Origin of the sequence: Marisediminitalea oceani, from assembly GCF_003731635.1 — a bacterium.
Taxonomy (GTDB): domain Bacteria; phylum Pseudomonadota; class Gammaproteobacteria; order Enterobacterales; family Alteromonadaceae; genus Alteromonas; species Alteromonas oceani.
In genome coordinates, this window is record NZ_RCUA01000034.1 from 100,536 (window position 1) to 112,143 (window position 11,608).

Genomic DNA, 11,608 nt, shown 5'->3' on the forward strand with positions numbered 1-11,608 from the left:
TTGTACTAATCAGAACCACCAATGTAGACAGTCAGCTACGTGGTTTCAAGTGTTTATTCGGTGAATGCGACTATAAGAGTATTTCGCTAACAAACCGGCTGCCAAAATACGCCAGAGAGAGCAGAACTACACCAACTACAGTTAGTGATATGACTTGTTTTCCGCGCCAGCCCCAGAGCTTCTGGCCAACCAGCAGCACTATAAAAACAACCAGACCGGCAATGGATAATACCGTTTTATGGATGTATCCGCGACCAAACATGTTGTCGAGGAAGATAAAGCCACTTAACTGAGCAATCACCAGCAAAATAGTGCCCAGCAAAATCAGTTTAAACAGGATTGACTCAACCAGCATGAGCGGGGGCAGGGAAGAGTGCAATAACCCTGCGCCTTTGTGTTTAAGCTGATGGGTAATATAAGACATCTGCAGCGCATATAAAAAGCCAATCACCAGCGCCCCGTAGGCAAACAGCGATAGGGTGATATGAATCACCAGTCCCGGCCGCATGTCGATATGCATAATATGGCTGACCGGTACAAACATGGATGCCAGCACCGTAAACGCAGAAAAGCTGAATACCACGGGTAACAAGATGGTGTTGGGTAGCAGGCTGCTGCTAACCAGCATCGATAAGGTAATCAACCAGGCAACCAGTGAGAGTACGTTAGTAATACTCATATTCTGCCCGGCCTGAGCGGCCAGGATCGCATCGCCCAGATAAAATGAGTGAAATACCACTGCCAGTGCCGCAATGCTCAGCGACAGCATGCGGTTGGGCCCCTGATTATGAAAAAATCGCCCCGTCACCGAAACCGCTGAAAACAAATAGGCAGCAACTGCCAACAGCGCAAACAAGGTAGCCATTCGTTGTAGATAACCCGTTGAGAATAAATAAGTCCGTATAGATACGTGAGAATAACAAAGAATTCAACCAGATGTCTGCCTGATTGCGATAAATCGTTAATCCCCCCTACGTAAACAGCGTAAATTTCGGTATACTTCAGCGATTACTTTTTGTTTCAGGTTATTGATTTATGTTTGAGAATCTCTCCGAACGCCTCGGCCAGACACTTCGCAATGTAAGCGGGCGCGGCCGTCTGACCGAAGACAACATCAAAGATACGCTGCGAGAAGTGCGTATGGCACTGCTTGAAGCAGACGTAGCCTTACCGGTTGTTAAGGAATTTGTGAGTCAGGTGAAAGCCCGTGCCGTAGGTACCGAGGTCACCAAAAGCCTTAAACCGGGCCAGGTTTTTATCAAAATAGTTCAGTCCGAACTGGAAGCGGTAATGGGGGAAGCGAATGAAAAGCTGAACCTGGCAACCCAACCTCCGGCAGTAGTACTGATGGCAGGTTTACAAGGGGCGGGTAAAACTACCTCAGTAGGTAAACTGGCAAAGTATCTCACCGAACGTGAGAAGAAAAAGGTCATGGTGGTCAGTGCCGACGTTTACCGTCCGGCAGCTATCAAGCAGCTGGAGACCCTGGCTGAAGAAGTAGGTGTGACTTTTTTCCCGTCCACTATTTTGCAAAAGCCTATCGATATTGTTAACGACGCAATCGATGATGCGCGCAAGCAATTCTTCGATGTGCTGTTAGTCGATACCGCCGGTCGTTTGCATGTCGATAATGACATGATGGACGAAATTAAAGGCCTGCATGCAGCGGTTAAGCCGGTAGAAACACTGTTTGTGGTAGACGCCATGACCGGTCAGGATGCGGCAAATACCGCCAAAGCGTTTAACGAAGCCTTGCCGCTTACCGGGGTTATTCTTACCAAAGCAGATGGTGATGCCCGTGGCGGTGCAGCCCTGTCGGTACGCAAGATTACTGGCAAGCCTATTAAATTCCTGGGTATGGGTGAAAAACTTGATGCCCTGGAGCCGTTCCATCCGGAACGAATCGCTTCTCGTATTCTGGGCATGGGTGATGTGCTTAGCCTTATTGAAGAGGTGGAGCGCAAAGTCGACAAAGACAAGGCACAAAAACTTGCCAAGAAAGTGCAAAAAGGTAAGGGCTTTGATCTACAGGACTTTAAAGAGCAGCTCGAGCAAATGCGCAACATGGGCGGCATGATGGGCATGCTCGATAAAATGCCGGGCATGGGCAATATGACCGCCAAGATCAAGGATCAGGCTAACGACAAGCAGTTTGTGCAAATGGAAGCTATCATCAATTCCATGACGCCGGCTGAGCGTGAAAAGCCTGAAGTCATTAAAGGATCACGCAAACGGCGAATTGCAGCTGGTTCTGGTACTCAAATTCAGGACGTAAACCGGTTGCTTAAGCAGTTTACTCAAATGCAAAAAATGATGAAGAAAATGTCTGGCGGCGGCATGAAGAAAATGATGCGCCAGATGAAAGGGATGATGCCACCAGGTGGCGGAGGCCCGGGTGGTATGGGCGGAATGTTCCCGCCACGGTAACGTAGCCAACGCCGAACAGTCTGATTATTCTGTTCGGCGTTTTAGTATCGTTACATTGGTAAGGAAAAGTTGTAACCGCGGTCTGCGAAAAGCTCATCGCAAAGGCTATACTTACACAACCCGTTTATTGAAATCAGGTTACTTGTTGTTAAATGGAAAGAACTTATCACCCTGCTTTGTTAACCGCAGTCTTGTTGCTCGCGTTGCTTACAGTGGGCTTGTATTCTGGTCAGGGCTTACTGGCTGCTGAGGAAATGCCTGCCAAACCTCAGGCGGATATTCGCTGGATAAAGAACCCGTCGCCGCCTTTTCATATTCTGGATGGGCATCATGCCGGCTACGGTATTTGCGATGTGCTGGTGGATAAAATAAACGCCAGGCTGTCACCGCTTGATACCACCATTGATGTGTACCCGCAGTCAAGAATAAACCGCCTAATCGAGGGGACGGAAAATCTGTGTTTTCCCTGCATGATTAAGCGCAAAGATACCGAACGTTTTGTCTACAGCAAAACAACTACCGTTTATCCGCCACTGGGCATCATTCTGCGTAAAGAGCTGTTTGCACAATTATATCCAACGCCTCCAGAAGCGCTGTCACTGGCAGAATTGCTTAACAACGATTCGCTTATATTCGGCTTTGCCGGTGCGCGACGTTTTCCCGACGAGTTACAAAGTGCCATTGACGCTCACAAAGATGACGATAATGTTCTGGCGCTACCCGGCGTGTTGGGCCCGCTTCGATTGCTCAAGCAAATTGACTTTGAAAGGATCCACTACACGCTTGATTATCCCGGCGTACTGCGCTATTTCGCAATCAAAGAAAATAACCAGTCGCTTACTTATATGTTAACTAAGGAATATGGTGAGCAGCCTGTTTATGGCGCCATTGGTTGCACCAACAATGCCTGGGGCAAACGCGCGGTTAAAGCCATCGACTCGGTGCTGGATGAGGTAATAGCGGATCCGGAGTACCGGGAAAACCAGACATTCTGGTTGAATACGCTCCCCGAAAACCCTTAGTACCAAAAAGCTTGATTAAATAATGCGCGATTGTGTCGATTTTTTCTCATGAGCCCAAAACTGACCCCCTCAAACCTGTGCAACAGCACAATTTCATAATAAACTGACGCGTTAATTTCGCCGTGTAGTAAAGCCAGCCATCAGCCGCGCTGGCAATGGATCTTCAGTTAATAAACCAAACAACCACGGCGAAGAATATTCTAATAAAGAAACAGGAATCCTATGGCCGGTCTTAAACGAATTATACTTATCGACACTCATTTACCGGGCGTCGTTGAACTTAAGCTTGACGGGCACACTAACATCTGCGGAACCAACGCCTCGGGTAAAACCACGCTACAGCGTTTGATCCCGGTTTTTTACGGCGAATATCCGAGCCGGGTAGTGCCGGCAACCCGCGATAGTTTTGAACGCTGGTATCTGCCTCGTCAGTCATCCTTTATCATTTATGAATATACCCGCGCCGACGGCGAACTATGTCAGGCGGTCTTAAGCTCAAATGGCACCGGTGTTAACTACCGGTTTATTGCCAAAGCGTTCGATTTGGATGACTACCTGTATCAGCAAAAAAGCGGTAAGCATGCCTCGCTGTCCTCCACCGAAATCGCCCGCGCCATGAAGCGCAATAATATTGTGGTATCTAGCCTGTTAACCACCAAAGACTTTCGTGCGGTATTGCAAAACGATCAGGGTGTGCTGAATCAAAGCAGCAGTGCCCGTGAGTTACTGGGATACGCCAAGGTATTCAGCCTGAGTGAGTCTAACGAGCACTTACGTCATATCGAAAAGCTAGCAAAAGCGGTGCACTCCAAAGAAGGCAAAATGGAAACCATTAAGGCCATGATTGCCGCTATTCTGGAAGAAGACGGCGTGCAGCCGCCCACCTCCAGTTTGTCGCGCAACCGGGTAGATGACTGGATCCGCGAGTGCCATCTGATCCGCGCCTTCGACAAGGTGCGCCCCGAGTTTACCCGCCTGGAGCAGGCCAATATGGCCCTGCAGGAAGCCGAAAGCGGCCTTGCAGAAATCAGTCAGGCCTTTGAACTGGATAAAACCAAACTCACCGCACGCAGCGAAGAGGCCCGTCAGCAGCTTGATGATGTATTGCATCAGAAAAAACTCAGCGACAGCACCTGGAACGAACGCCGCGACGAACTTAACCAGCAGGTCTCCGCCTCGCGGGCCGATGTGGAAAAGTACACCGCAGAACTTGATGCCGTGGAGCGCGAATTCGATAACTGGCAGGATCAGAATATCGAACAGCTGAAAGAAGACGTAGCCAAACTGCCCCAGTGGCAGCGTGATTTAGAGCTGGTCTCAAGCCGCTACACGCTGCTTACTGAACAGCACCAGGATATTGAATCGGCCTATAACCGCAGGGTAGCGGAAATTGGTGAAACCTTAAGTGCCCAGGTAGAAGAACTGTCGGCAACCCGCCAGGAAGCTGCAGAAAAACGCAGCGAGCAGCAACAGCAGGAGCGGGAAGCGCTCCAGGACATTAAGGCCGACTACGAAGCACAAATTCATACCTTGAGCGACAGCTACCACGCCAAGCTTAACGAACTCAAAGTCAGTGAAGCAGAGGCCAAAGTGGCGCTGGCTAATGCCGGTTATAACGAGTTTGAGCAGTCTCAGCTTGAACTGCTCGATGCTGCCATTAAAGAGGCAAGCATCAGCGAAGACAGCGTACGCAGCGAATACCGGCAGACACAAAGCAGCTATCAGAAGGCGGTTCAGCAGCGCGATGCTGCCAACCAGGCGCTGGAAAAAGCCCGCACCGCGCACCGCAAAGCCGAACAGCAGGTCGAAGACGTAAACGCATTGCTGTACCCCGGTGAAGGCTCTCTGCTGGAGTATTTACGCGCCAATGTGGATGAGTGGGAAGGCTCCATCGGCCGCCTGATCCGCCCGGAATTACTCGACCGCACGGATCTCAACCCTAAGCCGGCCGAAAGTGCTGGTGGCCTGTATGGCGTAGCACTGGCGCTGGAACATCTAGAAGCACCGGCTTACGCACAAACCGAGCAGGATTTGAAAAAGGCGCTGGGTGAGGCCGAAGCCGCGCTTTCTGATGCGCTGGATAAACAAAACGAATGTGAAGCCGAGCTGGCTAAGTGCAATGAAGCGGTGCGGGTGGCCGAACTGGCAATGACCCGCCAGGACAACGCGGTACGCAGCGCAGAAGCGGCCCGTAAACGCGCCACGCAGGATAAAGAGTCGGTACTCAGCGAATATCAGCATGCGCTTAAAGAGCGTAAGCAGCGTGCAAAATCGCAACTGGAAACAAACCAGCAAGCGCAAAAGAAACTGCAAAGCCAGTTTGAAATGGACCGCGATGATATCAAGGATCAGCAGCGCGAAGCGGTTACCGAGCATAGCTTCCACTGGCAGCAACTGATTGCCGATAGCGATGCCCGTCTGGCGCAGCTGGATGGCGAAATTAAGCAAGCTAAAGCGTCGGCGGCTCAGGATCGGGAAGAAATGGCCAAATGGCTGGAAAACGAGCTTAACCAGCGCGGTCTGGATGTCGATGAAATTGGCCAGCTTAAAAAGCAGGTTAAAAGTCTTAAAGACGCCATTTATAAAACCGAGACGCAGCGCCACAAAGTGGCCGATTACGACCGCTGGTATCAAACGGTATTTACCGGCCAGAAGGTTACCTGGCAGCAGGGCTTAACCAAAGCCCGCAAAGCCCTTGGTGAGGCGGAGCGCGAGCTCAACGAATTGCAGGTGCAATACCGGGAAACCCGTGAGACCTTAAAAACCAAACAATCTGAGCTGGAAAAACTGCTCAGCGTGGCTACCGAGCAGCTTGGTCAGGTAGATACTCTGGCGAAGAATCTCGCCAAACAAACGCTGCCTAAAGTCGAAGCCGTGGCTGAGTGGCAACATGACGAGCTAAGCATCACTCAGCGATTATCCCGTGCTCAGGCGTTACTTAAAGAGCGGGAAGAGCTACTCAGCGATATCCGCAATTACGTTGAACGTTTCGACCAGCTGATTGCCGCTCAGGCGGGCACCGGTTTGTCAGACACCTGGGAACGCGCGCGGGAAGAGTGCGCTGTGATCAACTCCCACGGCGTGAAAGGCATTGACCATCGCCGCATGGTGGGGCACTTATCCCAGTTATTAAACGTGATTGTGCCGCAGAAGATTCAGGGACTGCGCGAGCAGGGCCGGATCTTTGGTGCCGATTTGAGTCAGTACTACTTTGTACTGGCAGACATTGATAAGCGTATTGTTAGTCAGAGCCGCCGCATCAGTAAGGAAGTGGATGGTGAGTTATTCCTTGATGGCGTATCGGATTCCGCGGTGAAAATCCGTTCCCGCATCAGTGAACTGGAATTCTGGCCGGAGCTGGAGCATTTCCGCACCCTGTACGACAGCTGGATGGAAGAGGGCGCCCACGAACTGCCGGATGATGAATACGGCCAGAGTATGCGCCGGGTGCTGGATATCCTTGGCCGTGCGGCTCTGACTGGTGGCATCAGTAAATTGCTGGATATCGAACTGCACCTGCGGGAAGGCAACAGTGACTTGGTGATCCGTACCGACAGACAGTTAAATGAATCTTCGAGCCATGGTATGGCTTACCTGATTTTATGTAAGTTCCTGCTGGCCTTTACCCGCTTACTGCGTGGTGAAGCGGAGGCGGTTATCCACTGGCCAATCGATGAGCTCGGCACGTTGCACCAGAGCAACGTGAAAAAGATTTTCGATGCCTGTCAGGCTAATAACATCAGTGTGGTTGGCGCGTTCCCGAATCCGGAGTCTGATGTATTAAAGCTGTTTGAGAACCGTTATCTCATCGACAAAGTGTCTAAGCAACTGCAGGTGGTTCAGCCGAAGAGCTCTAACCTGTCATCATTGATTCAGGCCCGTAAAGCCAAGCAGGAGGTGTCAGCATGATGACCGAACAGGGCAAAGTATTAAGCGCATTACTCAATGGCCAGTTTATTTGTCAGGTGAGCGATGAAGACAGCTGGCGCTTTTTAAAAAGCCGCGATAATGCCAATAAGCTTGAACCGCATTTAAACCTGCTTAACCGCACCCTCGCAACCACTGGTGAAGGCGAGGTGTTTTTTGCCGGTTACCTCACTCTGGGCGACGAAGAACGCAAAGTATTACTGCAGCAGTTTCAGGAAACCACATCCAGTCTGGTGCCACTAGTGGAGTGGTTGTTGCTGGTACAGCAGGCCAGTGAGTCGGATATGCCGCTCACCATGGGCAATGCTATCCGCTTAAATGAGCTTCAAACCGTTATCGAAGACACCCCGGCGTACAGTGAGCAGCTGGAAAAAATTTCCCGTTATCGTTTATTTGGCTCTACCAGTGTCAATCTGGACGGTCAGCTTAAGCAGGTGTTTAAAAAGCTCACGGATTTAGGGTACTTAATGAAACCCAATCCGGAAAAGCAGATTTATCTGGCTACCGGCAAAGTAGAGCACTTATTCGAAGTTATCCGCTTTATCGATGAGACTGAGTCGCTGTCGTTATCTGAGCAGGCGGAAGCGGCTATTCAGCAGGGTAGTCTGCTATGAGTCAGGTGCTGATCCAGGCAGGAAGCCGGTTTTTAAATGCACTGGGTCGCCACAGCGATCTCATTATGCACGCCTACGTAAATGGCTCGGTCGATGAATCAAACTTTAGCCGCAAGGTCCTCGAGCAACTTATTCAGTTGGGCATTTTATGGCGCCCGGATCCACAAAGCGCACTTCGCCTTAAAAGCGCGGTCAGGAATTTGTTGGAAAGCGGCTTACAGGATGAGCGTAACCGCAACATTAACGCCAATATCGGCACCGCGCTGGCGAGCCTGAAAACAATAGCAGAACACTACAAAGAGTCGTTGCACTACAACCGGTTTAACGAAGCCCATGCTTATATGACCGACCTGACTGAGCACGTATACCAGCTCACCGAATCGCTGGCCAACAGCGTGCGGGTGATGTTCAGCCGCATTAATAACGAGTTTGGATATGTGTCCTCAGTGGAAGCTAAAATTCGCGAAAATGAGTTGGCGCAGGGGCAGGTATCGGAGCTATTAAATCAACTGGAATGTTTCCGTTTTGACGAGCTCAGTGAGATCGCCGGCAGTAACCGTGAGTTGCGTCATTTGCTGGTAGTCGCTTTGCAGCAGAGTTTCTCTAAGGCAACTCAGGAGCTATCTGTAGCGCAAGCCCGGCTGCTTGATTTACTTGGCCGTTTTCGTGAGTTCCAGGGCCGTACACGGCTGCTGAAGGGCTTTTTACTGCACATGGAGCATCACCCTGATTTTGCGCCGGGTAATTACCCGAATCTTACTCAGGTTCCCGTATTGTTTAATCAGTCGGCGGCCATGCTTAAACCGGCCAGCATCGATGTTAATCAGGTCGCTCACGAACAGGAGCTACAGCAGATTGTTGCCTCGCTAAGCTCGGTGTATCGCCGTAAGCCTGTGGTAAGCGAGCCGGAAAAAGCATCGACCATTGATGTCAGTGAACAGCAGTCAGTAGATCTGGAAAGCGATCCGCTACAGGAAGAGGTGGATGCCTATTTCTGTGAAGTGATTGATAACGGTCAGTCCTTATCGGCGCTGGATTATTTCAGCCAGCGCGAGCTGGAGTTCGATCCGGAAGTGTGGATTTATCAGGTGATTGGCGGTTATCAGGCACTGGATGATGAAGATAAACAGTTCTTTGCTATCGACCCGGTCGGGCACGCCGACGAAAAATATACCGGTAACTTTGTGATCCATGATGTCACTTTGGGACTAAGATAACTGTACCCAATCAGCGTAATGCAAAACGGCTCGCTGTCGGTTAGGCAGGAGCCGTTTTTTATTGCCATTAAAACCCGTTTACTTAGATGAAATTGGTCTTGGAAAATCATAAATTAAACCTATAATTAACATCTGTATAACATGATAGGGTACTATCTGTTAAAGAAGTTACCGGCCGGATGCTGGTTGTAGTGAACAGGAGCTGTTATGCATTTGTCAGAAGAACAAAAATTTAATCAGGCGCTGATAAAACTTGCGGTATTGTTTTATCAGGTAGACAGAAAAATCCTCCTTAGCGAGCAGGACTACCTCGAAGAGCTGGTCGAATCCCTTGAATGGGACAGTCCCATCTGCCGCGAAGCTTACGTTAACGAAGTTATTTATCAAACTCGAACGGCCCTGGACACAGGAGATGCCGCAGATATTTTACGCAGCTTGCAGACTGATTTAGCGTTTAATGCCAATCAGGCGCTGGAAGTTGCTATGGCAATGTCCGGCGTAGACGGTGAGCGCAGTGAAGAAGAAACGGAGCTCCTGAGCCTGTTAACGCACAAAATACTGGCCCGGGAACTAACCGCCAGCCGGGTAGAGCTGCCAGCTGCTTCCTGAAGCACTTATTGAAATACAGCCGGAACAAAGGTAGGGTCAGGGATAGTTAGCGCAATCAAATTATGCCTGCCTTATGAAATTATTTCGGCTGTTTTGCCTGGTGATATTGGTGATAGCTGGCTCAGTCATGTTATTGAGCAGTTGCCAGCAAACCCGCGATGTACGATTTTCTCCGTCGGCCAGCCTCGTGCCGACCACAATCACTCCCTTTAGTGCTTACCAGCAAGCGGTAGCAACGTGGCTTAGTGGGCATCGTCAGGCCACCGGCCCGGATAAACGCTGGGAAGTACAAATCAACACCCCTTTCGAATGTGGTGTCGGCAATACCAAAGGTGTCTTTTTTATCCATGGTCTGGGGGATTCGCCATACTTTTTTCAGGATGTTGCCCAACGCCTGTGTGATCAGGATGTGTGGGTTCGGGCAATATTGTTGCCTGGCCATGGCTCTAAGCCCGGCGATATGCTAAATGCCAGCTACGAATTATGGCAACAGACCACGAATTTCTATGTCGATGAATTCTCACGCGAGGTTGATGCATTATATCTGGCCGGATTTTCTACCGGTACTAATCTGGCCGTCGTGGCCGCCGGTCAGCGTAATGACATTAACGGGCTTTTGCTGTTTTCGCCGGCATTTGAATCCCGATTTGCGGTAACTTGGCTGGCGCCGTATTTAACCGGTATCTTCAGCTGGCCGAACGTAGAACCTGAAGATAATCCGACACGGTATAACTCCATGGCCATGCAGGGGTTTGCTGCCTATCAGAAAAGCGTTGATGCGGTTCAGGCGTCATTACAACAGCAACCGGTTATTGTACCTGCCTTACTGGTGGTGCCAGAGGGCGATAGTGTGGTGGATGTGAACACCGTAGCTAAGCTTTACACGGCGTATTTTCGTCACCCAACGAGTCAGCTGTTATGGTTGGGGGAAGAAGAGGATGCGCCTGCTGACAGTCAGGTGCTTAGCATGCAAATACCGGCGCAGCGGATCGGGGCAGCCTCGCATATGAGTGTATTGTTTAGTGCAGCCAATCCATTGTATGGGGTCGGTGGAACTCAGAGAATTTGTGATAACGGTCAGGGCAGCAGTAAAACCAAGCGCTGTGAAGCGGGTGAGGAGGTCTGGTATGGCCCCTGGGGATTAACCGAGGAAGGTAAGGTATTTGCCCGTCTTACTTATAACCCTTACTTCGACACCATGATGGGGGCGATTGAACAGCTGCTGGAAATTGACCCACAAGAGGTAGTAAAGGAGTAACCAGGCACCGTAGTCAGCGTTGAGCAATTGCCCGAATGGTTTATTTGTTGAAGCATGTAAATTGGCCATGATGATTTCTGGTTTTGGTCATTGGACTAAACCGCTCCGCGGTAGTAGTGCCGCCCCCACCTCATTAATTATATTCTGATCTCGTTCTCCGCTTCTAAGCTGAAGGAAGGGCAATGTCGCCCTGAATTCACTCAGGAGTGAAACCATGAGTTACTTTGAAGGATCCAACCCCATACGCCAACGCATGATTGAAGATATGACCATGCGTAGGCTCAGTCCTAAAACGCAAATAGGCTACATCAGAGGCGTGAAGAAACTCGCTACCTTTTTGAAACGCTCGCCAGAGGATGCCACGGCTGAAGAATTGCGCCAATTCCAACTCGCATTGGCCGAGCAAGGTACATCTAACATCACCATCAATGCCACGTTATCGGGTTTAACGTTCTTATTTCATAAGTCCTTGAATCGACCTGATGTGATGCTCAAAGTCAGCACCGTGCCGGTGCCAAGGAAGTTGCCGACGGT

9 protein-coding genes are annotated in these 11,608 nt (G+C 50.2%); 8 read left to right on the forward strand and 1 reads right to left on the reverse strand.

Annotation, left to right across the window (positions count from 1 at the left end):
• Positions 1–70: 70 nt before the first annotated feature.
• Positions 71–865: a cytochrome C assembly family protein gene (locus D9T21_RS11925; RefSeq protein ID WP_123325160.1), complete on the reverse strand. Its 795-nt coding sequence runs from the start codon at positions 863–865 to the stop codon at positions 71–73.
• A 170-nt stretch (positions 866–1,035) separates the two neighbouring features.
• On the opposite strand from D9T21_RS11925, the gene ffh reads away from it, so the two are divergent.
• The 8 genes from ffh to D9T21_RS11965 all read left to right on the forward strand — a co-directional run.
• Positions 1,036–2,427, forward strand: coding sequence for a signal recognition particle protein (gene ffh, locus D9T21_RS11930; protein WP_123325161.1), 1,392 nt, complete (start codon positions 1,036–1,038; stop codon positions 2,425–2,427).
• A 152-nt stretch (positions 2,428–2,579) separates the two neighbouring features.
• A complete protein-coding gene (locus tag D9T21_RS11935) occupies positions 2,580–3,449 on the forward strand; it encodes a hypothetical protein (protein WP_123325164.1) in 870 nt (289 codons plus the stop codon).
• A 222-nt stretch (positions 3,450–3,671) separates the two neighbouring features.
• On the forward strand, positions 3,672–7,358 hold the full coding sequence (locus D9T21_RS11940; protein ID WP_123325166.1) for an ATP-binding protein: 3,687 nt from the start codon (positions 3,672–3,674) through the stop codon (positions 7,356–7,358).
• Positions 7,355–7,990 carry a condensin complex protein MksE gene (locus D9T21_RS11945; protein WP_123325168.1) on the forward strand — a complete coding sequence of 212 codons (636 nt, stop codon included), beginning with the start codon at positions 7,355–7,357 and terminating at the stop codon, positions 7,988–7,990. The genes D9T21_RS11940 and D9T21_RS11945 overlap by 4 nt, the downstream gene beginning before the upstream one ends.
• Complete coding sequence (locus tag D9T21_RS11950) at positions 7,987–9,207, forward strand: phosphoenolpyruvate carboxylase (RefSeq protein ID WP_123325170.1); 1,221 nt, start codon at positions 7,987–7,989, stop codon at positions 9,205–9,207. Before D9T21_RS11945 ends, D9T21_RS11950 begins: the two co-directional genes overlap by 4 nt.
• Positions 9,208–9,414: 207 nt before the next feature.
• A complete protein-coding gene (locus tag D9T21_RS11955; protein WP_123325172.1) occupies positions 9,415–9,816 on the forward strand; it encodes a TerB family tellurite resistance protein in 402 nt (133 codons plus the stop codon).
• A 73-nt stretch (positions 9,817–9,889) separates the two neighbouring features.
• Positions 9,890–11,074: an alpha/beta hydrolase gene (locus tag D9T21_RS11960; RefSeq protein ID WP_123325174.1), complete on the forward strand. Its 1,185-nt coding sequence runs from the start codon at positions 9,890–9,892 to the stop codon at positions 11,072–11,074.
• Positions 11,075–11,288: 214 nt separating this feature from the next.
• The coding region (locus D9T21_RS11965; protein WP_164464544.1) for a site-specific integrase at positions 11,289–11,608 on the forward strand (320 nt) is incomplete at its 3' end.